The following is a 26,985-nucleotide window of genomic DNA, read 5'->3' on the forward strand; positions in this document are numbered from 1 at the left end:
CAGCTGCTCAACCCATGACCGCGCGGGCGCGCTTGCCATGGAAATACTGCCTCAGCCACGGATGCTGCGAGGCCTGCATGTCGGCGATCGACCCTGCCGCAATGATCTTACCGTTCCCTAAAACGGCGATGCGGTCACATGCTGTGTAAAGGCTGTCGAGATCGTGGGTTACCATGAAAACGGTCAGCCCCAAAGTGCGCTGAAGCGTCCGGACCAGCTCGTCGAAATCGCCGGCGCCGATCGGATCGAGGCCGGAGGTCGGCTCGTCAAGGAATACCAGGTCGGGATCGAGCGACAGCGCGCGCGCCAGCGCCACGCGCTTGATCATGCCCCCCGACAGTTCGGACGGGAAGCGATCCGCAACCTCCGGCTTGAGGCCGACCATCGTCAGCTTGGCCATGGTGATCTCGTCCATCAGCCGCTGCGAGACCCGCAGATATTCGCGCATCGGAAACTGGATGTTCTGCCGCACGGTCAGCGAGGAGAACAGCGCGCCCTGCTGAAACAGCACGCCCCAGCGGCGCTCGACATTGCGGCGCTGCGATGTGCTGGAGGAATCCAGGTCGACGCCGAACACCTCGATGGAGCCTGCGACCTTCGGCACGAGTCCGATGATGGTGCGCGTCAATACGGACTTGCCCGCACCCGACGGGCCGACAAATCCCAAAATCTCGCCGCGCTTGACGTCGAGGTCGAGGCCGTCGAGCACACGCGTTGTGCCGAACTGCACCGTGATGTCGCGGACGCGGATGATCGGATTTTGAATCTCGCCAGCCATCTCACATCCCGATCGAGGCGAAGAAGATGGCGAACACGCCGTCCATGACGATGACGAAGAAGATGCCCTTTACCACGGATGCCGTGGTGTGCTGGCCCAGCGATTCCGCGCTGCCCTGCACGGCGAGCCCCTCGACGCAGGCGACGATGCCGATCACCGCGGCCATCACCGGGGCCTTGACGATGCCGACGATGAAATGGTCGATCGAGATGGCGTCGCGCAGGCGCAACAGGAAGGCTTCGGGCTCGACGCCGCCATAGAGCCAGGCGACGAGGCCGCCGCCATAGAGCGCGGCCATGGCGCCGAGGAAAGCCAGGATCGGCAGTGCCAGCACCAGCGCCAGCATGCGCGGCAGCACCAGCACCTCGATCGGATCGAAACCCATGGTGCGGAGCGCGTCGATTTCCTCGCGCATCTTCATCGAGCCGAGCTCGGCGGTGTAGGCGCTGCCCGACCGGCCCGCGACCATGATCGCGACCAGGAGGACGCCGATCTCGCGCAGCACCAGGACGCCGAGCATGTCGACGACGAAGATGTCGGCGCCGAACCTGCGGAAATGGAAGATGCCCTGCTGGGCGATGATGCAGCCGATCAGGAACGTGATCAGCACGATGATCGGCACCGCGCGCCAGCACACCTGCTCCATGTGGTGCACGGTCGAGGTCAGGCGGAGCGAGCGCGGGTGGATCAGAACGCGAAAGCCTGCTGCAAGCACCGCACCGAGCATGTCGACGAGGCCCGCCACCGTGCCGGCGATCCCGGCGACGGTGCGGCCGATCTGCTCCAGCATGCCGGTGATCGTGATCGTGCCGCCGTCGACCACGGGGGTCGCCCTGACCCGCCGCACCTCGTCGACGAGGCTGGAATAATTGGCGGACAGCCCCGCAATCTGCGCCTCGACCGCCCCCTGCGTCAGGCTGCGGCGCAGCCGCTCGATCAGCCAGGCACCGAAAGTGTCGAGCTTGGCGACCTCGGAGACGTCGATGAAGATGCTTTGCGAGCCACCGGCGAGCTTCTCGGCGTCAGCCACCATCCGCTCCAGCACCGGCGCGAAGCTCGCGGTCCAGGTTCCGGTGGCGCAGAGTGCCAGCGCGTTGCCCTTGGCAATCCGCTCCAGCTTAGGATCGCCGTTCAAGATGTCCGCTCCCGTGCCGGGGCGGAGAAAATCAGATGGTTGCGCACACGCCCTTACCCAGAGAAGGTATCCCCAACTGGTTAATGTTAGTTGCTAGAGGTAACTAGCAGGTTCAGATTTCGCCAGAGTTCAAAATGACTTCCACGAAACTTGTCTCCCTGGCGGCCCGAATCGAGCGCTTTCCCATCGCCGGCAGTTTTACCATCAGCCGGGGCGCCAAGACCGAGGCCGTGACGGTCGTGGCCGAGGTCAGCCGCGACGGCCTGACCGGCCGCGGCGAATGCGTGCCCTACCCCCGCTATGGCGAGACGCCCGAGGCGACCCTGGCCGCCATCCAGGCCATGCAGCAAGCCGTGGCGGGCGGCCTCTCGCGGGAGGCCCTGCAAGCCGCCATGCCGCCGGGCGCGGCCCGCAACGCCCTGGATTGCGCCCTGATCGACCTCGAGGCCAAGGCGGCCGGCCTGCGCGCCTGGAGCCTGCTGGACCGCCCGGTGCCCGGCGAGCGCACCACGGCCTACACGATTTCGTTAGGTAGCCCCGAGGCCATGGCCGCGGCGACCGCCAAGGCCGCGCACCGCCCCCTGCTCAAGATCAAGCTCGGCGGCGACGGCGATCCGGATCGCATCGCCGCGGTGCGCAAGGCCGCGCCGGAATCCGAATTGATCGTCGATGCCAACGAGGCCTGGACCGAGGCCAATCTGGAGCAGAATCTCGCCGCCTGCGACGCCGTCGGCGTCACCCTGGTGGAGCAGCCGCTGCCGGCGGGCAAGGACGACGCGCTGGCGCGGATCAAGCGGCCGCTCGTGGTCTGTGCCGACGAGAGCGTGCACGACCGCAATTCGCTGGCGCCGCTCCGCGCACGCTACGATGCCGTCAACATCAAGCTCGACAAGACCGGCGGCCTCACCGAGGCGCTTGCGATGGCCGATGCAGCGCAGGCGCTCGGCTTCGAGATCATGATCGGCTGCATGGTCGCGACCTCGCTGTCGATGGCGCCCGCGATGCTGGTGACGCCGCAGGCGCGCTTCGTCGATCTCGACGGCCCGCTGCTGCTGGCGCGCGACCGCGATCACGGCCTGCGTTACGACGACAGCCTGGTCTACCCGCCCGCTTCGTCGCTCTGGGGCTGAGCGATCAGCCGGTGCCGCGCCGACCAGATCACGAGCGCGCCGACTGCGGCCATCACGGCCATGACGTAATACAGGCTGTCGCCGATGCGGGCATAGATCGCGCCTGACGCGATCGAGGTCGTCGCGCCCAGCAGCCCGTTGCAGGCGGCATAATAGCCCTGCCCGCGCGCGAGTTGATGCGGCGGCACGCGCTGCACCAGGAGATTCATGGTGCCGACGATGGTCATGCCGAAGGTGAGGCCGTGACCGAGCTGCACGACCGCGAGCAGCGCGAGCGGCGGCTCGTTGGCGGTGACGATCCAGCGCACCACGGCGCTCACCCCACCAATCGCGATCATCGTGGACGGCTGCAGCGAGAAGCGCGGAGAGAGCGCGAACACGACGATCTCGGCAATCACACCCAGCGTCCACAGCCCCGCGATCGTCAGCCCACTGATCCCGTGGAGCTGCCAGTTGATCGCCGAGAACGTGTAGTAGGCGACGTGGCTGCCCTGGATCAGCGCGGCCGAGGCGATCACGGCCCAGAAGCCGCCATCGCGCAGCAAGGCCTTGCCGGCATGCGTATCAATCGCCTTTCGCCTGACATCGTCGAGCGGCTGGAGCAGCAGGCTGGCCGCGACCGCAACGACGGCCCACGCGACGATGATCCAGATCAGATCGCGCGCCGCGATGTGATCGACCAGCAAGCCGCAGGCGAGCGAGCCGGCGGCGAAGGCCGCCGAGCCCCACAGCCGCAAGGGGCCGTAGTCGAGCCCGTAGCGCGCGACGCCGCGCAGCGCATAGGCATCGGTCAGCGGGGTCGTCGGCGTCCACATCATGCAGGTCAGCGCATAGATCAGGAACAGCGCCAGCGGCTGCTGCTGCAGGCCGACCGCCGCAAAGCCGATCGCCGTCGCCAGCACCAGCACCATCATGGCAGCGCGAATGGCGTGTCGCTTTTCGGCAAAGGCCGTGATCTGCGGCAGCGTGGTGAAGCGCGTGATCGCCGGCAGCGCGTTGATGAGGCCGATCCAGGCCGCATCGATGCCGATCGCCTTCAGCCAGACCGGAAAGAACGGCAGATGCGTGCCCGCGACCGCGAAGATCGCCGAGTAGAACAGGGCGAGGCTCACGGCGAATCGCCGCTTCACGGCGGCTTGCGTGGGGATTTGTGATTCGCCTGCCATCAAACCAATTGCGATTCGGTCGATATCGTGGTGATCGTTACAGTAACGCGTACTGATTTGCGCGACGAGATTGTCATGGCCAACGAAGCATTCGCCCTCTCGCCCATGTCTGCCCGCGCGGCTGAGCCGAACGAGCAGGATTACGACGCGATCCGCGAAGCCTTCATGGAGACCGCGCGCGGCCGCTGGTTCCTCGGCGAATATGCCAAGCGCAACCGCAATGCGGATACCCGCATGGTGCTCGATGCGGTCGCGAAAATCGAAGAAACCCTTGCAGCACAGCGACAACCGGTCGTCGAGGACCGACTGCCCGAGGCCCTGGTCGAGATCCGCCGCGCCATCCGCGAAGCCGAGACGATCGCGATCGCAGCGTTCGATCCCGCGGCGATCGAGGCCAGCCTCGCGCCGATCCCGCGCGGCGTGCGCATCATCAAGGAGATCTCCTGGCGCTGGCGCGAGATCGGCGCCGACGGGCGAATCTGCGACCTCATTGATTCGCAGCTCGCCTCGATCGAGGCCGCGTGTGGCCAGATGTCGACCATCGACCCCCGCGTCGAGCTCAAGGCCGCATTCGATCTGCTCAGGGATCGGGTCGAGCAGCTTGATGGCGACGGCGACACAGCGCCGCAAGCGGAGGCCCGTCCCGCGCCGGTGCAGGAAGCAGCGCCGCCCGCCGCCGAGGTTTCGCCTGCGGCGATGGTTAGCGAAACACCCGTGGCTTTTACGGAGACGCCACAGGACGTCGCCGAGGCTGGCGAGCCCGAAGCCGCTGTCGAAGCCGCAAGCACCACTGAAGCGTTCGCGATCGCCGAGCAGGCCATGGACGCCGCCGTCGAGCCCGTGGTTGCTGCGGAAAGCAACACTCCGCTCGAATCTGCCGCGCTTGAAGAGGTCGCTTTTGAGCCGGTCGCGGAGTCCGCCGCCTTGGCGGAGGTGACCGACGAATTCTCGCTCGATGCCGCCGCGGACGCCGAGGACGAAGCCATCCTCGAAGCCATCGCGATGGAGATGGCTGCGCCCGATCCGGAGTTCGACGAGATCGTCGCGCCGGCCGAAATGGAAGCGGCAACGCCGGAACCGATCGCCGCGGAAGTCGCAGCCCCGATTGCCGCCGAGATCCCGGAGCCGGTTGCAGCCGAGCCGGCCGCCACCGCGGTCACGCACGAGCCCGCCGAAGATGCGCCGATCGCGATGGACTCGCTCGCGCGCCTCACCGACGCCATCGCAGAAGCCGCCGCCGAAGTGATGGAGCAACCGGCCCCGGCCATCGCCGCCACGGCAGCCTACGGCGCGAGCCCGGCCACGACGCTGCCGATGCCCTCGCCCACCTTCTCGCCCGAGCCCTCGCTCGGCGCCACCATCCTCGCCAGCGGCATTTTGCAAAAACCCCGCGCGGCCGCGAACGATCCGATGGCTCCGATCCGCCGCATGACCCAAGCCGAGAAGATCGCGTTCTTCTCGTAAGCGGGCGCAGGTCCTCCACACCCTTCGCTCTCGTGTCCCGGACAAGCGAGGCGCAGATCCGGGATCCAGGAGCCACAGCCTCCTCAGCAATATGGGCCCCGGCTCGGCAGCGCCGCACCGTCAAAGAGACGCTGCGCTGCGTCCGGGGCACGCAAGTAAGATGCGGTGTCCACTCTCGCCGCGCCGTCATTGCGATGCCATCAGCTCCGTCATCCTGAGGCGCTCCTCATGGGACGCAGCGCGTCCCATGAGGAGCCTCGAAGGATGAACGGCCCCGATGCAGCCGGGCCGTCGCCCTTCGAGGCTCGCCGAAGAGGCGAGCGCCTTCAGGGTGACGGTGATGGAGCTGAGGACCTTGTCAGTGTAAGTAAGGGGCCCCGGGAGCCCATCGTCAAAATCATGTCCCCCACCGGAAACACCCTCACCCTCTGGCGCCCCGTCGGTCCGAAAGAGCTGGAGCTGATCCGGCAAGCCGATATGCGTGCGTTCCCGCCGCGCCTGCCGGACCAGCCGATCTTCTATCCGGTGCTGACCGAAGACTATGCCATCAAGATCGCGCGGGACTGGAATGTCCCGGCAAACGGCGCGGGCTTCGTCACGCGCTTTGAGGTCAAGCGCGAGTTCATCGCGAAGTACGACGTGCAGGAGGCCGGCGGCCGCGCGCATCTGGAGTACTGGATTCCGGCCGAAGACCTTGATGACTTCAATGCCGCGATCGTCGGCCAGATCGAGGTTATCAGCAGCTTCCCCTGACTGCCACGCGCTCGCTCGATCACCCGCAATTCCAGACCGGGCCGATCGGCGTGCGCGTCCAGCACGGCCCGAAGCTGCCGCCATTGTAGCGGCCGCCGCCAAAGCCTGGGCGGCCGAAATAGTGCCACTCGCCGTCCCAGCGGTAATACTGGGGAACGGGGTCGATGTACCAGTGGCGCCGGTCGGCGCGCGACATGCGACGCATCGCATCCTTCTGCTTGTAGAGCGGAATGCTGTTGCTCAGCGGCTGGCGATAGCCCGGCAGGAAGCCGTAGCCACGCCAGGCGGGCGCCGGCCGTTTCTTGATGGACTCCGCCGGCGCGGTGGCGGGCAGCAGCGACAGGATGATAGCGACGGCTAGACACAGGACTCGCGACATGCGCCGACCATAGACAGCCGGTGGCGCGATGACCATTCAAATTCGGGTGCAGAGTTCCTCGCAGCGGGGAATCCGACCGGCATCGCGCGATCAGCGTTTCCACGGCGAGCCACCGAAACCGATCGAAACAGCCCGTTGCATCAAGAAACTTTCCTGCCGCGATGTAACAAAACCCTCCACCAAACCGAACAAGCAATCGAGCGACAGGATTCTATCAAACAAGGCGAGGACGCATGATCGACGAAGTGATTGTCATTGGCGATTTGAAGCTGCGCGACGGCGTCTCCCTCGAAGAACACGACCGGCTGGGCGGGCGCATGTACGAGATCGTCAGCCGCCTGCCCGGCTTTCTGTCCGTCAAGTCGTTCAAGGCCGAGGACGGCGAGGAGCTCACCGTCTTCCGTTTTGCGTCGGAGGACGCGCTCGAAGCCTGGCGCACCCATCCCGATCATATCGAGACGATGAAGCGGGGACACGCCGAGTTCTACGCCAGCGGCTTCTTGCAGATCTGCAAGGTGATCCGCGAGGTCGGCCCGTTCGAGCACGCCTGACGCCGTTCCGCGTCCCCATTCTCCGGGCGCGCGAGCTTTCCGGGGCATGTGACGGACTATCCTCCCTATCGATCGCACACCATGGCAGGTTCCGAGCGTGATTTAGATCACGCAGCCACCCATGGTGATCGCGATCACGGACCAAAGGCTCGAACGCAGCCAAGCTTCCTCGCAACCAATCTCGCATCGAGATCAGTGCCAGAGGAGCACGCCATGTTCCGCCTAAAGCCTTTCCTGATGACGGCCAGCCTCGTGGGAAGCCTGTTCGGCTTCGCCTGCGGGCCCGTTTCCGCGCAAGTTGCCCCGGTCCAGCCGGCCCCCACCGCGTTGCAAGGCCCGGAGCAGCGGGTGGCGCTGGTGATCGGCAATGCGAACTACCGGAACGCGCCGCAACTTGCGAACCCCGACGATGACGCGCAATCGATGGCGCAGTTCCTGAACTCGGCCGGCTTCGAAGTGGTCGCCGCGACCGACCTGACCCAGAACGACATGCTGCGCGTGGTGCAGGACTTTTCCGCCAAGGTCGCTTCGCGCGGACCGAACACGGTGGCAATGGTGTATTACGCCGGTCACGGCGTGCAGCTCGCCGGCGAGAACTACCTCGTTCCCGTCGACGCCAAGGTGTCGAGCCCGACCGAGCTGGTCAACAACTCGGTGCGCCTGGTCGACGTGATGTCGACGCTGGAGACGATCCCGAGCCGCATGCGCATCGTCATCCTCGATGCCTGCCGCAACAACCCGTTCCCTGAGGTCAACGACGCCGGCCGCGGCCTCGCCATCGTCGATGCGCCGAACGGCTCCATCGTCGGCTATTCGACCGCGCCGGGCGCGGAAGCGCAGGACGGCACCAACGGCCACAGCCCCTATACGCAAGCCTTCCTGAACGTCGCGCGCGAGCCCAACTTGCCGATCGAGCAGCTGTTCAAGCGCGTGCGCCTCGAAGTCAACCAGACCACCAGCGGCGCGCAGATCCCGTGGGAGAGCTCGTCGCTCACGTCCGACTTCACCTTCTTCGGCGACACCGCTGTTGCCGCGAGCCGCGCGCCGGTGAACACACCGGTGGTGCAGATGGCTTCCAACCTGCCGAGCCGCTCGACCCGCCAGGCCTATGATTATGTCGTGTCCGAGGGCCGGCCGGAGTACTATCAGGAGTTCATCCAGATGTACCCGCACGACCCGCTGTGCGACCACGTCCGCTGGCTGCTCAACAACTTGCTGCTCACGCAGGCCTGGCACAAGGCGGTGCTCGCGAACTCGCCGCTCGGCTACAAGAGCTTCTACGACAGCTACGGCACCAGCCCCTATGCGCAAATGGCGCTGAAGCTCCAGGCGCAGCCGAAGCAGATTCCCCTGATGCAGGCGACCAAGTTCCTGGCCCCGCAGAACATCAACCCGACGTTCAAGATCGGCAATCTCGGCCAGCCCAAATACATGCCGCTGCAGCCGGGTCATGGTGGTGGCCAGATGAACGGCAACCTGCCGATCGTGCAGAAGCCGGGCGAAAACAACGGTATCGGCAAGCTCGGCAATGGCGGCCAGATCGCCAACCTGCCCGCAGGCAACAACCAGCCGAACGGCACGCCGTCGCAGACCCCGGGCAAGATCGTCACCCTGCCCGCGCCGACCAACACGACCAACACCAATGGCGGCAGCGGCAAGATCGTGACGCTGCCTGCGACCAATAACACCCAGAATGGCGGCAACGCCAACGGCAAGCCGGGCAAGATCGTGAGCATGCCGGTGAATGTCGGCAAGGGTGGCTCGACTATCGACGCCAAGCCGGTCGTTCAGACGCAGAACCATCCGATCCGCATCAACAACGGTGTGAACGTCAACAACAACCCGGTGAACAAGGTGCAGGTCCAGAACAATCGTCCGCAGTTGAACGCGGTGCCGAACCGCATGGTCAACAGCAACAACAACTTCCGCCAATCGATGAACCAGAGCCAGGGCAATGGCGGCGGCAACAATCACCGCGGCTTCATGCACTGATCGCGGCAAGAAGAAGGTGCGCTCCCTCCCCCGCTTGCGGGGGAGGGTTGGGGAGAGGGTTGCTTCCACAATGGGACAATCCCCAAGAGGAGAAAACCCTCACCCGGCACTGCGTGCCGACCTCTCCCGCAAGCGGGAAAGGTCGCACCGAGCAAGCCGGTAGTTCGATCCCCAAGATAGACAACACGCAAAAGGGGCAGAGCGGTAACGCTCTGCCCCTTTCTTCAGGTCATAAGATCAGAAAATCAGGCCACCAGCTCGGCAAACAAATCCGCATCGACATTGCCGCCGGACAGCACGATGACGACGTTCTTGCCGGTGACATCGAGACGTCCCGCCAGCAGCGCGGCAAGGCCCACCGCGCCGCCCGGCTCGACCACGAGCTTCAGCTCGCGATAGGCAAAGGCAACGGCGGCGCCGACTTCCTTGTCCGACGCCGTCACGCCGCGCGCGAGCAGCTTGCTGTTAATCGCAAAGGTCATCTCGCCTGGGATCAGGGCCATCAGCGCGTCGCAGATGGTGCGGCCCGCGGGCGGATGCGGCTCGCGATGGCCCGCGGTCAGCGAAATGCCGTGATCATCGAACGCTTCGGGCTCGGCCACCACGATCTCGGCGAGCGGATAGCGCGCCTTCACGGCGGTCGCGACGCCCGCGATCAGGCCGCCGCCGGAGGCCGGCGCCACCACGATGTCGGGGGCGAGGCCGAGGCTCGCCATGTCCTCCGCGATTTCGCGGCCGGCGGTGCCCTGCCCTGCGATCACGAAGGGATCGTCATAGGGCCTGACCAGCGTCGCACCGCGCTTCTCGGCGATGCCGCGCGAGATCGCCTCGCGGTCGTCGCGATCGCGGTCGTACAGCACGACCTCGGCGCCGTAGGATTTGGTGCGCTCGCGCTTGGACAGCGGCGCATCCGCGGGCATCACGATGGTCGCCTGCATGTCCAGGATCTTGGCCGCCGCCGCCACGCCCTGGGCGTGGTTGCCGGAAGAGAATGCGACCACGCCGCCGGCGCGCTTGTCCTGCGGGATCGAGAACACCTTGTTGAAGGCGCCGCGGAACTTGAACGAGCCGGTGCGCTGGAGCATCTCCGGCTTCAGGAACACTTTGGCACCGACGCGCTCGTTGAGCACGGGAAAGGACAACAGCGGGGTGCGAATGGCGTAGGGCGCGATCACGCGCGCTGCGGCATCGATGTCGGCGGGGCCGATCGGGAGGAGCTGTTCGGTCATGTCAGACCTTATCGCGGCCATTGAGCCGCGGGCAAGACACCTCCGCGCGAGGATTTTAGCCCTTCAGGCGACGAAGCGCGGCTGTTCCGCGCCGTTCCGGCCCGGCAGCACCGCGCCGACCGCCTCAATGCTGGCGACAAAGGCCCTCGCCGAGGCTTACCAGGTGTAGTTGGCGGCGAACTCGACGCAGTCCTGGCGGGAGATATCGAGCGCGGCGAAGCAGGCACTGCGCAGATCGTGGTCGAGCGCGCCGACCGGCGCGTTGCCGATCACGTCGCGGGGGCCCTTCACCGGGAACGCGGCCACCGGCAGGCCGCTTGCGAGCGCCTCTAACAGGACCAGGCCGAACGTGTCGGTCTTGCTCGGAAACACGAAGACGTCAGCGGCCGCATAGATCTCCGCCAGCGCCTCGCCCTGCTTCTCGCCGAGGAAGATCGCATCGGGATAGGCCTCTTCCAGCGCGGCCCGCGCCGGGCCGTCGCCGACGACGACCTTGGTGCCGGGCAGGTCGAGATCGAGGAACGCCTCGAGATTCTTCTCCACCGCGACGCGGCCGACCGACAGAAACACCGGCCCCGGCAGGCAGAGATCGATGGCGCGGGGGTGGAACAGCTGGGTATCGACGCCGCGCGGCCACAGCACGACATTGTCGAAGCCGCGCTCGGTCAGCTCGCGGGCCAGCGCCGGCGTCGCCGCCATCACGGCGCTGCTGGCGCTGTGGAAACGACGCAGCGCCCGCCAGATCAGCGAGCCCGGCACCGGCACGCGGGCGCGGACATATTCGGGAAAGCGGGTGTGGAAGCTGGTCGTGAACGGCAGCCTGCGCTGGCGGCAGTAGCGGCGGACCATCAGGCCGATCGGCCCCTCCGTCGCAATATGGATGCTGTCGGGGCGCGCCTCCGCGATCAGTTTCGCGATGCGCGCGGGCCGCGGCATGGCGAGCCGCACGTCGCGATAGCTCGGCATCGCGAAGGTGCGGAACGATTGCGGCGTCAGGAACGTGAACTCGACCCCAAGCCCGTTGGCGGCGTCGGCGAGCTTGGTCAACGTCCGAACCACACCGTTGACTTGCGGGTGCCAGGCGTCCGTCGCGACCAGGATGCGCATCAAGCGGACCTTGTTATGCAGCTCTGGCTGCAACCTGCGGGACCTGCGCCGGCTTCTGCGCGTGGTCCGCCCAGGTGATGATCTCGAAATGGCCGTCGTCGTGCTCGACCAGCGCCGTGCAGCTCTCGACCCAATCGCCGCAATTCATGTAGCGGATACCGCCCTCGTCGCGAATGACGGCATAGTGGATATGGCCGCAGATCACGCCGTCGGCGTCGTGACGCCGCGCCTCCGCGGCGAGCGCCTGCTCGAACGCGCCGATATAGTTGACGGCGTTCTTGACCTTCTGCTTGGCCCATTGCGACAGCGACCAATAGGGCACCTTGAACATGCGCCGGAAGAAATTGACGAAGCGATTCATCTGGATCGCGAAATCGTAGGCCTTGTCGCCGAGATGGGCGAGCCAGCGCGCGTTCTGCACCACGAGGTCGAAGATGTCGCCGTGGATGACGAGATAACGCTTGCCGTCCACGCCGGTGTGGACGGTGTTCTCGACCACGTCGATGCCGCCGAAATGCGTGCCGTAATAGTTGCGCAGGAACTCGTCGTGATTGCCGGGGATGTAGATGATCTTGGCGCCTTTGCGCGCCTTGCGCAAAAGTTTCTGGACCAAATCATTATGCGATTGCGGCCAGTGCCAGCTCGATTTCAGCGCCCAGCCATCGACGATGTCACCGACGAGATAGATCGTGTCGGCATCGTGGTAGCGGAGGAAATCGAGCAGAAGATCGGCTTGAGAACCGCGGGCTCCGAGATGAACGTCGGAGATGAACAACGTGCGAAAGCGCCGCTCCGGGCTCTCGTCACTCACATCGTAACTTCCCATGCGCCAGCCTGTAACAAATGTCCCGTGACAGGGGGATGACAGATTGAACCTTTGAGGCACCCTCAGATACGAATCACGCCTTGCCTCGCCCTCCCCGCGAATATCAGTCGCATGCGACAATCAGGCGACACGGCGCCGCAGCGGGGCCCCGCAAGACCCCGGACCTGCAATGACCGTGGCCAGATGCCCCCTTACCCTCCCCTCCAGGGCAGGGCACCGCATATGGGAGCGAGTCCCCTGTGGCCATCCTTCGAGACGCCCGCCGTTGGCGGGCCCTCAGGATGAGGACCGAGCGAGCGGCCATGGTTTCGACAGGCGCCGATGCCGCTTAGCCTCATCCTGAGGAGACCGCGAAGCGGTCGTCTCGAAGGACGAGGCGCGCGCTGTGATCGTGCCAAATGCCATATGCGGTGCCCTGCCCTGGAGGGACCCTGGGGGAGGGTCAGACCGGAGGCTCGCGGCCCCAGTCAGTAAAATTTGTGGAAATGATGGATCGGCCCGTGGCCGTGACCGACACTGAATCGGTCGGCGGCCGCGATTGCGGCGCTGATCCAGGCCTTGGCGCTGCGCACGGCCTGCTCGAGATCCTCGCCTTTGGCCAGCCCCGCTGCGACCGCCGAGGACAGCGAGCATCCGGTGCCATGGGTGTTTTGGGTCGCGACGCGCGGCGCCGCCAGCGCGATGGTGTTTGCGGCATCGACGAGATAGTCGGTACTCTCGGTGCCCTTGCCGTGCCCGCCCTTGATCAGGACCGCACCGCAGCCGAGCGCGAGCAGACGGCGTCCCTGGCCTTCGATGGCGGCCGCGCTTGCCGCGACGGGCTCGCCGAGCAGTGCCGCAGCCTCCGGCAGGTTCGGCGTGATCACCGAGGCCAGCGGTATCAGCCTGGTGCGCAGGGCGTCGACGGCTTCGGATGCCAGCAGGCGATCGCCCGATGTCGCCACCATCACGGGATCGAGCACCACGTGGCCCGGCTTCCAGCGCGACAGCGCGGCCGCGATCGCATCGATGCTGGCGACTTGGGCCACCATGCCGATCTTCACCGCGCCGACCCCGAGATCGGAGAACACGGCGTCGATCTGCGCGGTGACGAATTCGGCGGGCACCGCGTGAATGCCGGTGACGCCGCGCGTGTTCTGCGCCGTCAGTGCGGTGATGGCGGAGGCGCCATAGACGCCGAGCGCCGCAAAGGTCTTGAGGTCGGCCTGGATGCCGGCGCCGCCGCTGGAATCGGAGCCGGCGATGGTGAGTGCGACCGGGGTCGTCATCGCCGGATACATTTGCTCGAGAGGAACACCGCCATGGCCTCTCCTAGCGCGACCGTGCAACGCCAGCAAGCGCACCGGGCCATGGTGCCCTTGATTCGCGACGCACCACATCCGGCAGATCTGCCTGGCCGCGATCCGCGCGCAACGCAACATCGGCGCCCGGCAATCGTGCGGGCTTGCCAAATCAACCCGACAGTACCCTTGATATAGTCTCGCGCCTTGGCGTGCTTCGCCGATGCGTGAGTCGTTGGCGCTGGAACCGTTCGGCAACACCATGTTGCGGGCTGCCCAGGCTGCAATTCTCCCGGGATGGAATCATGTGGGCCTATTTCGAACGTCTCCTGGATTCGTCGATGTTCTCGCCGCACGGCATCTGCCTGCTGTGGGAACCCGAGCTGATCTGGCTCCATGTCGTCTCGGACGCCCTTATCGCGGCTGCGTATTTCTCGATCCCGTTTGCCCTTGCGATCCTCGTCACCAAGCGGCGCGATCTCAAGTTCGGCTGGGTCTATTGGGCCTTCGCGATCTTCATCATGGCCTGCGGCCTGACGCATGTGCTGTCTATCTACACGCTCTGGGTTCCGATCTACGGCATCGAGGGCATGGTCAAGGCGGCGACGGCCATTGCATCGGTGTTCACGGCCGGTGCGCTCTGGCCCCTGCTGCCCAAGATCCTCGCGATCCCCTCTCCGTTCGAGCTCCGGCAGGTCCAGGCCGCGCTCGAAGAGGAGGAGACCAAGAGCCGGGATGCCAAGCAGCTGCTCCGGCAGGTCGGAGACGCCCAGCGCGCGTTGCGCGAGAGCATGACGCGCCTCACCGCCGTCGTCGACACCGCGGTCGACGGTGTCATCCTGTTCGACGCGCAGGCGCGCATTCTCCTGTTCAATCCCGCCTGCGAACGGTTGTTCGGCTATCGCGCCGATGAGGTCATGAATCTCGACATCGCCATGCTGATGTCCGACGAGGAGAATCCTCCATCCACCAGTCGCGCGCAGCGTCTGGCGACCGGCGAAGCCGTCGGCCTGCGCAAGGACGGATCGCGCTTTCCGATGGATCTGTCGGTGGGCCAGGCGTGGCAGGACGGCGAGCTGATCTACGTCGGTATCGTTCACGACTTGACCGCGCGAAAGCTGACCGAGCAGCAGCTCCAGCAAGCGCAGAAAATGGAGACGGTCGGCCAGCTCTCCGGCGGCATTGCCCATGACTTCAACAATCTGCTGACCGTCATCATCGGCAACGCCGAGCATTTGAGCGAGCAGCTCAAGAGCCGGCCCGATTTGCGGCAGTTTGCCGACGACATTTGCCAGTCCGGCGAACGCGGCGCGGAGCTGACGCAGCAGTTGCTCGCGTTCAGCCGCCGTCAGTTGCTCCAGCCGCAGACGATCGACTGCCGCGAGCTGCTCCAATCCATGTCCAAGCTACTCAAGCGCACCTTGCGCGAGAACATCGAGATCAAGACGGCGTTCGGCCCGGGCACGGTACGTGCGTTTGCCGACCGCGCCCAGCTCGAATCCGCCGTGCTGAACCTCGCACTGAACGCGCAGGACGCCATGCCGTCAGGCGGGCATCTGACGCTGAGGACGGAGCTGGCGGCGATCGACGAGGACTATCGCACCCTGCATCCCGAAGTCGTGTCCGGCAGTTACGCCCTGATCTCCGTCACCGATGACGGCGAAGGCATGACGCGAGAGGTCATCGAGCGCGCCTTCGAGCCGTTCTTCACCACCAAGGAAGTCGGCAAGGGCTCGGGCCTTGGGCTCAGCATGGTCTACGGCTTCGCCAAACAATCCGACGGCCATGTCTCGATCTATAGCGAAGAGGGCCTGGGGACGACGGTCCGGCTCTACCTGCCGCGCGCCGGTGGCGGACAATCCTCAGGCGATCTGCTGGAGAGCGAGGACGACGCGCCGCGCGGTCACGAGACCATCCTGATCGCGGAAGACGATCCGTTCGTCCGCTCCTCGGTCATCCTCAGGGTGGAAGCGCTCGGCTATCGCGTGGTCGCCGCCGTCAACGGCAAGGAGGCCTTGGAGCGGCTGCGCATCGACCCCGGTATCGACATGCTGTTCACCGACATCGTCATGCCGGGCGGCATGAGCGGCTGGGAGCTCGCCGATCAGGCCCGGCGGATTCGTCCCGGCCTGCCGGTCCTGTTCACCTCCGGCTACGCGCTGGAGACGCTGGTCGAGCAGGGCCGTACGCACGCGCTGGCGGTCGTCCTGACCAAGCCCTATCGCAAGATCGAGCTCGCACAGCGGCTCAGGGACGCATTTGCCGCCGCGACTGTGACCTCCTGAGCGCCGGCATCTGGCGGCCGGCAAGTTCGCTTGCTAAATCCGGCCGGTTTTGGCCTATTAGCCGCCAGCTATGCCTTCGGAGTGACTGCAATGGTTCCCTTTTTCGTCCAGATCAAATGCAAGCTCGGCCAGTCCTATACGGTCGCCAATGCGCTTGCCGAAGCCGAGATCGCCTCCGAGATCTACTCAACGGCCGGCCACTACGATTTGCTGGTGAAGTTCTACGTCGACAAGGACACCGACATCGGCCACTTCATCAACGAGAAGGTGCAGGTGCTGCCCGGCATCCAGGACACCCTCACCATCATCACCTTCAAGGCGTTCGGCGCGAGCTGACTGCCCGGAATTGACGCAAGGTCCGTGGTTGCGCAGCCGGAAGCCTGTGCTAGCGTCCGGCCGTTGGAATTGAACTGAGTACCGAGCAAGTCATGGCTCTCACTACCACGGTGCCGCTGCTGATCAGCCAGCAATTTGATAGTGAAGTGGTGCTCGCCAACTATCAGAATGGCGTCTATTACAACCTCGACGGCAGCGCCGCGCAGGTCTGGCTCGGCCTGAAGGCCAACCGAACGGTTGAGGAGATCGCCAGCGCTTTCGCCGCCGCGACCGGCGGCGATGTGCCGTCCGTCACACAACAGGTGCAGGCCTTCGTCGACAGCATGCTCGCGGAAGGCCTCATCGCCGAAGGCGCCACTGACGCGCGCGTCGAGATCTCCAACGAGACCTGGGCGCCGGTGCTGTCGGGCGCATTCGCCGCCCCGGAATTCCAGCGCTTCGACAATCTGCGGGAGCTGCTCTTGATGGATCCCGTGCACGATGCCGGCGAGGAAGGCTGGCCGCTGCGCGAGCCTCATGAAAGCTAGCGGCCTCATCCGGCAGGAGATCGCGGCGGTCTTCGCCAAGACAATGTCGCAGCCGGTCGAGGCGCACGCTCGCTGCGGCCCGTTCTCCTTGCATCTCGGATTTGCCTCGGAGGAATTGGCCGGCACATTCCTACCCGCCTGCATCCCAGGCACGCTCGGCAATTTCGATCTCGACCTCCGCTTCATCACCGCAGCCGACCTCGATCTCTCCGCGCTGGTGCCGGAGGCGGCCGAGCGCCCGCGCCTGCTGATCGAGGACGGCATCTATTCGGTGTGGCAGCCCGCAATCATTCCCGTGCTGTTTGCGATCGACCTCACGGCAAAGCGCGGCATCGCCTGGCTGCCGAAGGGCGAGGCGCCGCCCTGGGTCCGCAGCCGTCCGGCGATCTCGCTGATCCATGCCATGATGCACGATACGCCATGGTGCGCGGTCCATGGCGCGGCGGTGGGACACGACGCAGGTTTCACGCTGCTCGCCGGCGAAGGCCACAGCGGCAAGACCACGGCGGCGCTGGCCTGCGCCAAAGCCGGCTGGCTTTATGCCGGCGACGATTTCGTTGCCGTCAACAGCGAGACCGGCCGGATCGAGCCGCTGTTCTGCTCGGCGCGGCTGCGCCCTGCCCTGGTCGAGACGTTTCAGAATTTCATCGGTGAAACCACGCCGGTCTCCGATTTCAACGGCGAGCCGCGTCACGAGCTGAGTCTCGCCGGACTCGGCGACCGCATCGGCGGCGGCAGGCTGCGCGCGACCTTCATTCCCCGCCGGCGCGGCGCTGCGACGCCTGAGTTCATGCCGGCGCGGCCGTCGGATGCATTTCGCGCGCTGCTGCCGACGACGGCGTATGAGCTGCCGGGATGGCCGAACGAGATCGCCGACAAGGTCGCGAAGATCGCGGGGCTGGCGCCAGTGTTCTTCGCCGACACCGGGACGACGCCGATGGAAATTCCCGCCGCCTTCGCCCGCCAGCTCGACCAGCTCTGAGGCCGCATGCACGTCTCCGTGGTCATCGCCGCCTACAACGCCGAGGCCTACATTGCCGAGGCAATCGAGAGCGTGCTCGGCCAGACCGTTCCGCCCGACGAGCTCATCGTCGTCGACGACGGCTCGCGCGACGGCACGCGCAGCGTTCTAGATCGGTTCGGGAGCCGCATCATCGCGCTCACGCAGGAAAACAGCGGCCAGGCCGTCGCCGTCAACAAGGGCCTTGCGCTGGCGCGCGGCGAGCTGATCGGATTCTGCGATGCCGACGATCTCTGGACGGCGCGCAAGCTCGAGATGCAACTGGCGCTCCTGGAACATGACCGCAGCGTCGAAGCCGCCTTCGGCAAGGTGCAGCAATTCGTCAGCCCCGACGTGCCGCAAGAGCATCGCGTGCGCCTCACACCTGATGTCGAGATCATGCTGGGCGAGCTCAAGCAATGCATGCTGATCCGGCGTGCCGCCTTGACGCGGATCGACCCGTTCGACGAGAGCCTGCCCGCGACCTTCTTCATCGCATGGCTCGGCCGCGCCAAGCAGAACGGCCTCAAAACCGCGCATGTCGACGAGATCGTGGTCCAGCGCCGGCTGCATCTCGGCAATGGCGGCCGCACCAACACGGACGCGCAAAATCTTCAGACGCTGATGGCGCTGCGTCAGGCCATCAAGGCGCAGCGCTCGCCGGAGTGAACACCGGCACGCCGTTGATCGACACCCTCTTCACGAACAGGCCGAGCAGGCGGTGGTCGATCGAATGGCCGATATCCATCGGGCGTCGTGTATCGAGCATCCGCAACGCCACGACGATCTTCCGCTGGCCCGTGCCGACGATCGCCGCCTTCAGCGCGACCTTGAACGGCATCGGATCGTTGCGTCCTGCCGTCATCTGCAACGCCTCGCCCATGCCGGCATAGACCGTGAAGCGAAAGCTCTCGGTGCCCGGCGGCAGGAACGGGATCACCGCAAGCTCGACCGTGGCATCCGACGCTGCGTCGATCGAGATTTCGAGGACCGCGAACCGACTGTCGGTCCAGCGTCCGTCGTCCTCCGGAATCGAAAATCCCTGCCCGAACCAGACGTCCCGCCCTTGCAGCGGATGCGCCGCGCGTGCGGCGTGCTGCCAGACCCGCTTCAGGATCGCATCCCCTAGAAGCGGAAAGTGCACGGCACTGGCATCGAATGCCGCGATGGCCGCGCCGGGCAATTTCAGCCAATCCAGCATGCGAAACGGCGCCTTGAACTGCGCGCGGAGCGCCGTGAAAAAGGCAACGCCGAACTGCTGCCATGGCGTGCGCTGCACCCATGGCACCGCGCGCACGGCGATCTCGATCGATTTCCCGGGCGGCGCGTAGGTCCACAATTGCTCGATCAGCCCATCCGGCACCAGCGCCGGCATCTCCCGCGCGACGACGTCGAGCAATTGCGCCGCGAACAGGCTACCATTGTAGCGCGTCACGACCGCACGAAAGCGATCCCAATCGACCTTGTCGCCGGCGCTTTCCAGCACATGCACGACCTCGAGCGCCCGGAACACCATCTCCTTCTGGTCGGCGGGCTCCGGCCGCATCGCCGCGATGGCGAGATGCTCGGCAACGCCGGGGATCAGCACCTCATGCGTCAGCAGCCTCGCCGCCTCGGCCGTGCCGAACAGTTCCTCGGTAAAACGCGCCTCGTCGAGCCAGAACAGCGCGCGCCAGTGCAAATCGATGGCGCGGCTGAGGCCGGCGCGCGACATCGCGACGGCGTGGATGTCGCGGTCGAAATCGGAGGCCGAGAACAGCTCGACCTTCATGCCGTGGCTGCGGAACGCGGCCTGCCGCAGCACCTCGATCGCGCGCGGCGCGTCGCTGCGGCGAACCAGCAGATCGTAATCGCCGGTCATGCGCTTCGCCATATAGCTGGCGTCGCGCGCGAACAGCGCGCCGCCCTTGATCAGCAGCGACGCTATGCCGGCGGCCTTCAGCGCGGCGCAGGCCTCGACGACATCACGCACCCGCGTCGCGTTGGACAGCCAGACATGCTTGACGACGCCGCGCATGCGCTTCGTATCGGCATCGGCAATCCCGGCCCGGTCGGCGGTGGCGACCAGCAGCGGCATGGTGCGGTAGACGACTTCGTCCGCGGCATCGAGCGGCTCGGAGGCGCGCCAGGCCTGATAGGCTTCGACTGCGGTCTTGCTCTGGCCGAGCGCGGCCCGGAACAGCATCAGAAAGCGCGGGTTCAGCGCGGCCGGGAGTTTCGGTGTGCGGGCCATCTCAACCGAACGGTTGAGACGCGGGGCCTGCGGCGTCTGGCCCTGTGAGATCAGGTATCGAAACGATCAGCAGCAACCGCGCAAAAACTCGACACCCCATCGTCACGCACTTCCAATTCCGAGCCGGCGGCGAAGGATGCGGGCGCGCTCCCTGCGTGTCAATTGGAAAGGGCCGGCGTCAGCCGCCGGCCTGCTTGCGCTTGGGCGGGGTCGGGCCGTCCACCGGCGGCAGCGATTTGAGGTAGTCCGCCATCGCCGCGAGATCCTCGTCCGGCAATTGCGAGGTGTTCTTGATCACGCGCGTCATCGCACCGCCGACGCTGTCGCCGTCGGGCAATTCGCCGGTCTTGAGGAAATAGGCGATATCCTTCGCGCTCCATTCGCCGAGGCGCTTCTGGGTGATGTTGGGCACCCAGCCCTCGCCTTCCGGATTGGGCCCGCCGGCAAAGCGTTCGCCGGAGATGATGCCGCCGAGCGCATTGCGCGGGCTGTGGCACTCGGCGCAATGGCCAAGACTGTTGACGAGATAGGCGCCGCGCTTCCACTGCGGCGACTTCGTGCCGTCGGCCATGAGCGGCTTGCCGTCCATGAACAGGAATTTCCAGATGCCGACGTTGCGGCGGATGTTGAACGGAAAGCCGATGTCATGGTCGCGCACCTTGCCGCTAACTGCCGGCAGCGTTTTCAGATAGGCGAAGAGATCGAGAACGTCCTCGCGCCTGGCGTGCCGATAGGAGGTGTAGGGAAAGGCCGGAAAGTAATGCTGTCCGTCAGGTGAGACCCCGTGCATCACCGCATTGACGAAATCGGCATCGGTCCATTTGCCGATGCCGTGGGTCGGATCGGAGGAGATGTTCGGCGCGTAGAACGTTCCGAACGGCGACTTGATCGCGACGCCGCCGCCGAGCCTGGTACGATCGGGCTGGTCGGGAACGGCATGGCAGGAAGCGCAGCCGCCCGCATTGAACATCGCCTCGCCATTGGCAAGGTTCGGCGTGTGGGCGGCGCTGGCGGCCGCCACCACGGGCGCGCTGAGCCACCAATAGACACCGCCAGCCATAATCGCGGCGAACAGCGCCACAAAAATTGTTCGTTGCAACATTTCGTCCATCCACGCGTTGGAACGAACTTATGACCGATGTCCGCGCGGCTCCAGCCACGAAGAATTTAGCCCGCCCCCGCCGGCAACGGGAATAAACTGAAAACGCCGCTGTTGGAAGTTTGGCAGGCCAGCGAGGCCTCAGGGAGAATGTCATGAACAAGACCGTCATCGCCATGGTCGCGCTCAGCGCGGTTGCTTTTGCAGCCCCTGCCAGCGCCGAAAAGCTGAAAGCAACGCTCGACGGCAAGTCCGAGGTGCCCGCAACCACCAGCAGCGGCACCGGAACGGCCGATCTGGACTACGACGCCGCCAGCAAGAAGCTGTCCTGGACCGTCACCTATTCCGGACTGTCGGGCCCTGCCACCGCCGCTCATTTCCACGGCCCCGCCGAAGCCGGCAAGAATGCCGGCGTGGCCGTCGCGATCCCGAACGCGGCCTCGAGCCCCGTCAAGGGCGAAGCGACGCTCACCGAGGCGCAGGCCGCCGATCTGCTCGCCGGCAAGCTCTACGTCAACATCCACACCGCGGCCAATCCGGGCGGCGAGATCCGCGGCCAGGTGATGAAGTAAGTCGCAAGGCCGCTTCGTTGCGCGAAGGCCGGGCGCCGGAGGGGCGTCCGGCCTTTTCGATTCCGGCACCCGCGCAATTTGCGGGCTCGTGCCTTGCCAGCCTCCGGCCCAGTCATAAATGTGAGCCTCCAGCCATCTTCGGAGTGACATCGTGCGGCGCAATCCCGGCATTCTTAATCAGCCTCATGACGTCAGGAGCGGAAGACGGGCTCGCGCGCTACCGTATGGTTTGGCAGGCGTTGTCGTCGCCGCGATGCTTCTTTCATTCTCCGGATCGGTCGTTGCGCAAACGGACCGGGAAAAGCAGGCCCAGTGCGAACTGTCCGCGATCCGCGATACACGGTCGCCCCTGGCCGTCCAGTACATCCGTTCAGCCTGCAACTGGCTCGCCCTCAACGGCGATTCCTTGTTGAACGAATCCAGCAGGGGTTACTATGTCTGCCTGGTGCGGCAGCTGTCGGGCGCCCAGGCCAACGAGGCTGCGGCAGCCATCATCTCGGCATGTCGCACGTCAAATCCGCTGTGACGCCTCCGCGACGCCGAAATGACGTTTCTGCCTCGCGCTCAAAAGCATGATCCGGAAAAGTGCGAAGCGGTTTTCCGCAAAGATCATGCGCAAACAACAACCTAAAGCGCGATGACGATTCATCCAGATCTCATTGCGCTTTAGTCCATCTGGGCCGCGTTCAGCGCCTGCGCGAGGTCGGCGATCAGGTCCGACGGGTTTTCGATGCCGATCGACAGCCGGATCGTGGAATCGAGCACGCCGATCTTTTGGCGAATGTCGGCGGGAACGCCGGAATGGGTCATGGTCGCGGGCAGGCTCGCGAGCGATTCCGTGCCGCCGAGACTCACCGCCAGCTTGAGGATTTGCAGCGCGTTGAGAAATTTCACGGCCGCGTCCTTGCCGCCGGCGATGTCGAACGAGAACGTCGATCCCGCCCCCAGGCATTGCCGCGCGAACACGCGCCCCGAGGGCGAATCCGCCTCGTGATGGCCGAGGTAGTGGACCTTGGCCACCTTGGGGTGATCGCGCAGATAATCCGCCACGAGGCGCGCATTCGCATCGGCTTTTTCCATGCGCAGGCTCAGCGTCTCGAGCGACCGGTTGATCATCCAGCAGGAATGCGGATCGAGCTGGGTGCCGATGGCGCCGCGCAGCGCCTTGATGCCCTTCATGATCGTCTTCGCGCCGAGCGCGGCGCCCGCGATCAGGTCGGAATGACCGCCGACATATTTCGTGAGCGAGTACAGGGAAATATCCGCGCCATGCTCGATCGGCCGCTGAAATACCGGACCTAACAGCGTATTGTCGCAGGCGATGACCGGAACATGGCCCTGAGCCTTTCCGATGGAATCGGCAACGCGGCGCATCATCGCGATATCGACCAGGCCGTTGGTCGGGTTGGCGGGGGTTTCGACCAGGATCATCGAGACCCGGCCCTTGCGCATGGCCTCCTCAGCGGCCTGGCTGACCACAGCTTCATCAACGCCATCGGCGAAGCCGACCGCGCCGATCGACAGCCGCGCAAGCGTGTTCGTCAGCAGGGTTTCCGTCCCGCCGTACAACGGCTGGGAGTGCAGGATGACGTCGCCGGGGCGAACGAAAGCCAGGATCGTGGTTGCGATGGCCGCCATGCCGGACGAGAACAGCGCACAGCTCTCGGTGCGCTCGTAGATCGCGAGCCTGTCCTCGACGATTTCGCTGTTGGGATGATTGAAGCGCGAATAGACCAGGCCCGCACCCATCCCTTCCGGCGGCTCGCGCCGGCCGGCGACGTAGTCGAAGAAGTCCTGCCCGTCATCGGCGGTCTTGAACACGAAGGTGGAGGTCAGGAACACCGGCGGCTTGATGGCGCCTTCCGACAATTGCGGATCATAGCCATAGGTCAGCATCAAGGTTTCGGGATGCAGCATATGGTTGCCGATGTGCGTCTTGGACGGGAACGGTTTTGCCATGGCCTGTCTCGCTGTTCTGATTCGGATCCTCGCCGCGTGTTGGAACTCCTGATGTCACGAAGCAGTCAGGAAAGAGATGCGCCGACTCGCATCAGCGCCGCGGCCGTCGGTGCAAAGATAACCGCTCGGACGACAATTCGTCAGACCTTGCGACGGAAAAAGGGCGGCTGCTTTCGCAACCGCCCTTTTTGAATTGCTATCAGTCCGTTCGCTCGTGGCCTCAGCCGTTCTTCACCCGGAACGTCTCGTGGCAGCCGCCGCATTCCTTGCCGACGGCGGGAAAGTTCGCCTTGAGCGAGTCCATATCCTTGATCTTGCCCTTGGCTTCGCCGACGACCTTGGCGAAGCTCGCGACCTTGGCGTCGAAGCCGGCCTTGTCCTCCCAGACCTTCGGCGAGGCACTGTAATCGCCCTCGGCCTTGACGCCCTTCGCGCTGGCCGGAAACAGGTTCGGCAGCTTCTTGGCGGTATCCTCGAACTGCGCCAGCGCGCTGTCCACCGCGGCCTGGTCGTAGGGCTTCTCGCCCTTGACCATCGCCGACACCGCGCCCGCATTCTTGCCGTTGCCCTTCATGAGGGTCTGGACTTCCTTGACGGAGTCCTGCTGCGCCCAGACGGCGCCGATGCCGAACAGGAGCGCGCCCCCGACAACCAAAACTCGCTTCATTCGCAAAATCCCTTTCCCTGAGACCGGATCGTGCTGACCCCACATTGGGCCAACACCGTTTGACAGATTTCATTCCATCCAGAGCGCGAGGATAAATTGTCGCGCTTTGGACTGCATTGGACACGATCCCCCGCGCAAACGCGCTTCTGCGTTTGTCGCGAGATGATCATGTTTCAGCTTAGAGGCTGTGGCGGCGACGGTGCTCGTTGATGGCGATCCACACCCGCTCCGGGGTTGCCGGCATGTCGATGTGGTCAATCTTGTATTCGCGCCAGAGCCCGTCGACGATGGCGTTGACCACGGCCGGGCAGGAGCCGATCGCGCCGGCCTCGCCCGCGCCCTTCACCCCCAGCGGATTGGTCTTGCAGGGAACGTTGGCGGTCTCGAACACGAAGGCAGGGCCGTCCGCTGCGCGCGGCAGCGCGTAGTCCATGTAGGTGGCGGTGATCAGCTGGCCGTCGGTGGCACCATAGACCACCTGCTCCATCAGCGCCTGGCCGATGCCCTGCATGGCGCCGCCATGCACCTGGCCGGCCAAAAGCAGCGGATTGAGCGTCTTGCCGAAATCGTCGACGATCACGTAGTTGACGATCTTGATGATGCCGGTCGCCGGATCGATCTCGACCTCCGCCAGATGCGTGCCGTTCGGATAGGTGCCGTCGGCACTGGCGAAGGTCGCGCTGCCGTTCAGCTTCGACGGATCGGCGCCGGGCCGCTTGGCGAGATCGGCGAACGAGATCGAACGGTCGGTGCCGGAGATGCGGACGACACCGTCGGTGATCTCCAGATCGCCGGCGCTCGCTTCCATCGCTTGCGCTGCAAGCTCCTTCAGCTTATTGCCCAGATCGCCCGCAGCACGCTCCACGCAGACGCCGCCGGTGGGAATCGAGGCCGAGCCGCCGGTGCCGAGGCCCGTCGCGACCTCGTCGGTATCGCCTTGGCGGATATGCACACGCTCCGGCGCCAGGCCGAACTGCTCGGCGACGATCTGCGCATACGCCGTCTGATGACCCTGCCCGCTCGATTGCGTGCCGATGAGGACGGTGACGTCGCCATTGGGGTCGAGGCGGACGTTGGCCGTCTCCTCACCCATCACGCCGCAAATCTCGACATAGCTCGCAAGGCCGATGCCGCGGATCAGGCCGCTTTTCTTCGCCGCCTTGGCGCGCTTGGAAAACTCCTTCCACTCGCCGATCTCCATCGCGCGCTTGAGATGCGCGGCGAAGTCGCCGGAATCGTAGACCTTGCCGGTCGCGGTCTTGTAGGGCAGCGCCTTCGGCTGGATGAAGTTCTTGCGACGGATCGCGTCCGGCGTCATGTCGAGTTTGCGCGCGCAGGCGTCCACGAGCCGCTCGATCACATAGGCCGCCTCGGGGCGGCCGGCGCCGCGATAGGCGTCCACAGGCACGCTGTGGGTGAAGATGGTGCGCACCCGGCAGTGGAAGGCCTGGATGTCATAGAGGCCCGGCAGCATGCCGGCGCCGCCATGCGGGATGTAGGGCCCGAAGGTCGACAGATACGCGCCCATGTCACCCATGAGGTCGCAATCCATCGCGAGGAATTTGCCGTCTTCAGTCAGCGCCATCTTCGCGGTGGTGACGTTGTCGCGGCCTTGCGCATCGCCCATGAAGTGCTCGGTACGATCGGCCGACCACTTCACAGCCTTCTTCAACTGCCGCGCCGCGACCGCCATCAACGCGTATTCCCGGTACGGAAACAGTTTCGTGCCAAAGCCGCCGCCGACGTCGGGGCAGATCATCCGCATCTTGTCGGTAGGGATGTTGAGCACGTTCTGGCAGAGGATGTCGCGCAGGCGATGGCTGCCCTGGCTGCCGATCGTCAGCGTCAGGTGGTCGCGCTTGGCGTCGTATTCGCAGACCGCCGCGCGCGTCTCCATGAAGCTCGCAACCACGCGCGGATTGACGATGGAGATTTCGGCGACCGCATGCGCCTTGGCGAACGCGGCTTCGGTCGCCTTCTTGTCGCCAATCGAGACGTCGAAAAGTACGTTGCCGGCCTTGTCGGGCCAGACCTGCGGCGCGCCCTTCTTCACGGCATTGACGACGCCGGTCACCGCCGGCAGCGGGCTCCATTTGACGTCGATCGCCTCGATCGCATCGCGGGCCTGATCGATGGTCTCGGCGACGACGAAGGCGATGGAATCGCCGACATGGCGCACCTCGCCCGCAGCGAGGATCGGGTAAGGCGGGCCGGTGAACGGATCGGTCTCGAGATTGAACAGGCACGGCAGGTTGCCGAGATCCTTCACATCGTCGGCGGTCAGGACCAGCGCGACGCCGGGCAGCGTGCGGGCGCGGCTCACATCGATGGTGTATTTGGCATGCGCATGCGGCGAGCGCAGCATCAGGCAGCGCAAGGCCGCCTGCGGCGCGTAATCGTCGGTATAGCGGCCCTTGCCGCGAATCAGCGCGTCATCCTCCTTGCGCAACACGCTTTGGCCAACGCCGAACTTGATGGGAGCCGCCATTTTCTTGTCCCGTCCTATGGTTGTTTTGC

General features: G+C 65.3%; 24 protein-coding genes and 1 pseudogene. 12 read left to right on the forward strand and 13 right to left on the reverse strand.

Translation table 11 applies throughout. The features are described from left to right. Positions 1 to 7 precede the first annotated feature (7 nt). The gene (locus tag I3J27_RS25455) at positions 8 to 778 is read right to left on the reverse strand and encodes an ABC transporter ATP-binding protein (protein WP_270161640.1); all 771 of its coding nucleotides are present in this window, start codon (positions 776 to 778) and stop codon (positions 8 to 10) included. A 1-nt stretch (position 779) separates the two neighbouring features. After that, positions 780 to 1,913, reverse strand: a complete 1,134-nt coding sequence (locus I3J27_RS25460; protein WP_270161641.1) for an MlaE family ABC transporter permease — start codon at positions 1,911 to 1,913, stop codon at positions 780 to 782. 134 nt (positions 1,914 to 2,047) lie between these two features. Between I3J27_RS25460 and dgcA the strand changes: the two genes are divergently transcribed. Then, a complete protein-coding gene (gene dgcA / locus I3J27_RS25465; RefSeq protein ID WP_270161642.1) occupies positions 2,048 to 3,043 on the forward strand; it encodes an N-acetyl-D-Glu racemase DgcA in 996 nt (331 codons plus the stop codon). Here the strand turns inward: dgcA and I3J27_RS25470 are convergent. Further along, positions 3,013 to 4,209, reverse strand: a complete 1,197-nt coding sequence (locus I3J27_RS25470) for an MFS transporter (protein ID WP_270161643.1) — start codon at positions 4,207 to 4,209, stop codon at positions 3,013 to 3,015. The genes dgcA and I3J27_RS25470 overlap by 31 nt on opposite strands. 75 nt (positions 4,210 to 4,284) lie before the next feature. On the opposite strand from I3J27_RS25470, the gene I3J27_RS25475 reads away from it, so the two are divergent. After that, positions 4,285 to 5,673: a hypothetical protein gene (locus tag I3J27_RS25475; protein ID WP_270161644.1), complete on the forward strand. Its 1,389-nt coding sequence runs from the start codon at positions 4,285 to 4,287 to the stop codon at positions 5,671 to 5,673. A gap of 399 nt (positions 5,674 to 6,072) precedes the next feature. Then, entirely contained in the window at positions 6,073 to 6,426 is a 354-nt protein-coding gene (locus tag I3J27_RS25480; RefSeq protein WP_270172882.1) for an ADP-ribosylation/crystallin J1, read from the forward strand. 19 nt (positions 6,427 to 6,445) lie between these two features. Here I3J27_RS25480 and I3J27_RS25485 read toward each other — a convergent pair whose 3' ends face one another. Further along, positions 6,446 to 6,805 (reverse strand): hypothetical protein, encoded by a 360-nt coding sequence (locus I3J27_RS25485; RefSeq protein ID WP_270161645.1) that lies wholly within the window; start codon positions 6,803 to 6,805, stop codon positions 6,446 to 6,448. Positions 6,806 to 7,038: 233 nt separating this feature from the next. On the opposite strand from I3J27_RS25485, the gene I3J27_RS25490 reads away from it, so the two are divergent. Continuing rightward, positions 7,039 to 7,356, forward strand: coding sequence for an antibiotic biosynthesis monooxygenase family protein (locus I3J27_RS25490; RefSeq protein WP_270161646.1), 318 nt, complete (start codon positions 7,039 to 7,041; stop codon positions 7,354 to 7,356). 213 nt (positions 7,357 to 7,569) lie between these two features. Further along, positions 7,570 to 9,348 carry a caspase family protein gene (locus tag I3J27_RS25495; RefSeq protein ID WP_270161647.1) on the forward strand — a complete coding sequence of 593 codons (1,779 nt, stop codon included), beginning with the start codon at positions 7,570 to 7,572 and terminating at the stop codon, positions 9,346 to 9,348. Between the two features lie 245 nt (positions 9,349 to 9,593). On the opposite strand, the gene I3J27_RS25500 is transcribed toward I3J27_RS25495, so the two are convergent. The 4 genes and pseudogenes from I3J27_RS25500 to thiD form a co-directional block, all read right to left on the reverse strand. After that, complete coding sequence (locus I3J27_RS25500) at positions 9,594 to 10,577, reverse strand: threonine/serine dehydratase family protein (protein ID WP_270161648.1); 984 nt, start codon at positions 10,575 to 10,577, stop codon at positions 9,594 to 9,596. A 63-nt stretch (positions 10,578 to 10,640) separates the two neighbouring features. Further along, a pseudogene (locus tag I3J27_RS25505) lies at positions 10,641 to 11,684 on the reverse strand (glycosyltransferase family 4 protein). Positions 11,685 to 11,697: 13 nt separating this feature from the next. After that, positions 11,698 to 12,510: a UDP-2,3-diacylglucosamine diphosphatase gene (locus I3J27_RS25510; protein ID WP_270161649.1), complete on the reverse strand. Its 813-nt coding sequence runs from the start codon at positions 12,508 to 12,510 to the stop codon at positions 11,698 to 11,700. A 467-nt stretch (positions 12,511 to 12,977) separates the two neighbouring features. Beyond that, positions 12,978 to 13,778: a bifunctional hydroxymethylpyrimidine kinase/phosphomethylpyrimidine kinase gene (gene thiD, locus I3J27_RS25515; protein ID WP_270161650.1), complete on the reverse strand. Its 801-nt coding sequence runs from the start codon at positions 13,776 to 13,778 to the stop codon at positions 12,978 to 12,980. A gap of 317 nt (positions 13,779 to 14,095) precedes the next feature. Here thiD and I3J27_RS25520 point away from each other — a divergent pair, with 317 nt between their 5' ends. The 5 genes from I3J27_RS25520 (at position 14,096) to I3J27_RS25540 (ending at position 18,607) form a co-directional block, all read left to right on the forward strand. Beyond that, entirely contained in the window at positions 14,096 to 16,075 is a 1,980-nt protein-coding gene (locus I3J27_RS25520; RefSeq protein WP_270161651.1) for a PAS domain S-box protein, read from the forward strand. Between the two features lie 90 nt (positions 16,076 to 16,165). Next, positions 16,166 to 16,411 (forward strand): Lrp/AsnC ligand binding domain-containing protein, encoded by a 246-nt coding sequence (locus tag I3J27_RS25525; RefSeq protein ID WP_014493934.1) that lies wholly within the window; start codon positions 16,166 to 16,168, stop codon positions 16,409 to 16,411. Positions 16,412 to 16,503: 92 nt separating this feature from the next. After that, positions 16,504 to 16,938 carry a PqqD family protein gene (locus I3J27_RS25530; protein WP_270161652.1) on the forward strand — a complete coding sequence of 145 codons (435 nt, stop codon included), beginning with the start codon at positions 16,504 to 16,506 and terminating at the stop codon, positions 16,936 to 16,938. Further along, on the forward strand, positions 16,928 to 17,920 hold the full coding sequence (locus tag I3J27_RS25535; protein WP_270161653.1) for a hypothetical protein: 993 nt from the start codon (positions 16,928 to 16,930) through the stop codon (positions 17,918 to 17,920). The genes I3J27_RS25530 and I3J27_RS25535 overlap by 11 nt, the downstream gene beginning before the upstream one ends. A 6-nt stretch (positions 17,921 to 17,926) precedes the next feature. Continuing rightward, a complete protein-coding gene (locus I3J27_RS25540; protein ID WP_270161654.1) occupies positions 17,927 to 18,607 on the forward strand; it encodes a glycosyltransferase family 2 protein in 681 nt (226 codons plus the stop codon). On the opposite strand, the gene I3J27_RS25545 is transcribed toward I3J27_RS25540, so the two are convergent. After that, complete coding sequence (locus I3J27_RS25545) at positions 18,582 to 20,171, reverse strand: nucleotidyltransferase family protein (protein ID WP_270161655.1); 1,590 nt, start codon at positions 20,169 to 20,171, stop codon at positions 18,582 to 18,584. The two genes, I3J27_RS25540 and I3J27_RS25545, sit on opposite strands and share 26 nt — an antisense overlap. A gap of 178 nt (positions 20,172 to 20,349) precedes the next feature. After that, positions 20,350 to 21,273 carry a c-type cytochrome gene (locus I3J27_RS25550; protein ID WP_270161656.1) on the reverse strand — a complete coding sequence of 308 codons (924 nt, stop codon included), beginning with the start codon at positions 21,271 to 21,273 and terminating at the stop codon, positions 20,350 to 20,352. A 152-nt stretch (positions 21,274 to 21,425) separates the two neighbouring features. Between I3J27_RS25550 and I3J27_RS25555 the strand changes: the two genes are divergently transcribed. Together I3J27_RS25555 and I3J27_RS25560 are read left to right on the forward strand one after the other, a co-directional pair. Further along, entirely contained in the window at positions 21,426 to 21,842 is a 417-nt protein-coding gene (locus tag I3J27_RS25555) for a CHRD domain-containing protein (RefSeq protein ID WP_270161657.1), read from the forward strand. A 151-nt stretch (positions 21,843 to 21,993) separates the two neighbouring features. Next, positions 21,994 to 22,368, forward strand: a complete 375-nt coding sequence (locus I3J27_RS25560) for a VF_A0006 family four-cysteine protein (RefSeq protein WP_270161658.1) — start codon at positions 21,994 to 21,996, stop codon at positions 22,366 to 22,368. Between the two features lie 140 nt (positions 22,369 to 22,508). Here I3J27_RS25560 and I3J27_RS25565 read toward each other — a convergent pair whose 3' ends face one another. The 3 genes from I3J27_RS25565 to I3J27_RS25575 form a co-directional block, all read right to left on the reverse strand. After that, positions 22,509 to 23,801 carry a cystathionine gamma-synthase family protein gene (locus I3J27_RS25565; RefSeq protein WP_270161659.1) on the reverse strand — a complete coding sequence of 431 codons (1,293 nt, stop codon included), beginning with the start codon at positions 23,799 to 23,801 and terminating at the stop codon, positions 22,509 to 22,511. Positions 23,802 to 24,021: 220 nt separating this feature from the next. Continuing rightward, positions 24,022 to 24,468, reverse strand: a complete 447-nt coding sequence (locus I3J27_RS25570) for a c-type cytochrome (RefSeq protein ID WP_270161660.1) — start codon at positions 24,466 to 24,468, stop codon at positions 24,022 to 24,024. Between the two features lie 178 nt (positions 24,469 to 24,646). Further along, positions 24,647 to 26,956, reverse strand: a complete 2,310-nt coding sequence (locus I3J27_RS25575) for a xanthine dehydrogenase family protein molybdopterin-binding subunit (RefSeq protein WP_270161661.1) — start codon at positions 26,954 to 26,956, stop codon at positions 24,647 to 24,649. Between the last annotated feature and the right edge of the window lie 29 nt (positions 26,957 to 26,985).

It is taken from the genome of Bradyrhizobium xenonodulans (genome assembly GCF_027594865.1).
GTDB classification, from domain to species: domain Bacteria; phylum Pseudomonadota; class Alphaproteobacteria; order Rhizobiales; family Xanthobacteraceae; genus Bradyrhizobium; species Bradyrhizobium xenonodulans.

Coding starts and splice junctions, on each gene's coding strand:
- I3J27_RS25455 (WP_270161640.1), bottom strand. CDS start 778: ATGGCTGGCGAGATTCAAAATCCGATCATCCGCGTCCGCGACATCACG.
- dgcA (WP_270161642.1), top strand. CDS start 2,048: ATGACTTCCACGAAACTTGTCTCCCTGGCGGCCCGAATCGAGCGCTTT.
- I3J27_RS25470 (WP_270161643.1), bottom strand. CDS start 4,209: ATGGCAGGCGAATCACAAATCCCCACGCAAGCCGCCGTGAAGCGGCGA.
- I3J27_RS25475 (WP_270161644.1), top strand. CDS start 4,285: ATGGCCAACGAAGCATTCGCCCTCTCGCCCATGTCTGCCCGCGCGGCT.
- I3J27_RS25480 (WP_270172882.1), top strand. CDS start 6,073: ATGTCCCCCACCGGAAACACCCTCACCCTCTGGCGCCCCGTCGGTCCG.
- I3J27_RS25485 (WP_270161645.1), bottom strand. CDS start 6,805: ATGTCGCGAGTCCTGTGTCTAGCCGTCGCTATCATCCTGTCGCTGCTG.
- I3J27_RS25490 (WP_270161646.1), top strand. CDS start 7,039: ATGATCGACGAAGTGATTGTCATTGGCGATTTGAAGCTGCGCGACGGC.
- I3J27_RS25495 (WP_270161647.1), top strand. CDS start 7,570: ATGTTCCGCCTAAAGCCTTTCCTGATGACGGCCAGCCTCGTGGGAAGC.
- I3J27_RS25500 (WP_270161648.1), bottom strand. CDS start 10,577: ATGACCGAACAGCTCCTCCCGATCGGCCCCGCCGACATCGATGCCGCA.
- I3J27_RS25510 (WP_270161649.1), bottom strand. CDS start 12,510: ATGGGAAGTTACGATGTGAGTGACGAGAGCCCGGAGCGGCGCTTTCGC.
- thiD (WP_270161650.1), bottom strand. CDS start 13,778: ATGACGACCCCGGTCGCACTCACCATCGCCGGCTCCGATTCCAGCGGC.
- I3J27_RS25520 (WP_270161651.1), top strand. CDS start 14,096: ATGTGGGCCTATTTCGAACGTCTCCTGGATTCGTCGATGTTCTCGCCG.
- I3J27_RS25525 (WP_014493934.1), top strand. CDS start 16,166: ATGGTTCCCTTTTTCGTCCAGATCAAATGCAAGCTCGGCCAGTCCTAT.
- I3J27_RS25530 (WP_270161652.1), top strand. CDS start 16,504: ATGGCTCTCACTACCACGGTGCCGCTGCTGATCAGCCAGCAATTTGAT.
- I3J27_RS25535 (WP_270161653.1), top strand. CDS start 16,928: ATGAAAGCTAGCGGCCTCATCCGGCAGGAGATCGCGGCGGTCTTCGCC.
- I3J27_RS25540 (WP_270161654.1), top strand. CDS start 17,927: ATGCACGTCTCCGTGGTCATCGCCGCCTACAACGCCGAGGCCTACATT.
- I3J27_RS25545 (WP_270161655.1), bottom strand. CDS start 20,171: ATGGCCCGCACACCGAAACTCCCGGCCGCGCTGAACCCGCGCTTTCTG.
- I3J27_RS25550 (WP_270161656.1), bottom strand. CDS start 21,273: ATGTTGCAACGAACAATTTTTGTGGCGCTGTTCGCCGCGATTATGGCT.
- I3J27_RS25555 (WP_270161657.1), top strand. CDS start 21,426: ATGAACAAGACCGTCATCGCCATGGTCGCGCTCAGCGCGGTTGCTTTT.
- I3J27_RS25565 (WP_270161659.1), bottom strand. CDS start 23,801: ATGGCAAAACCGTTCCCGTCCAAGACGCACATCGGCAACCATATGCTG.
- I3J27_RS25570 (WP_270161660.1), bottom strand. CDS start 24,468: ATGAAGCGAGTTTTGGTTGTCGGGGGCGCGCTCCTGTTCGGCATCGGC.
- I3J27_RS25575 (WP_270161661.1), bottom strand. CDS start 26,956: ATGGCGGCTCCCATCAAGTTCGGCGTTGGCCAAAGCGTGTTGCGCAAG.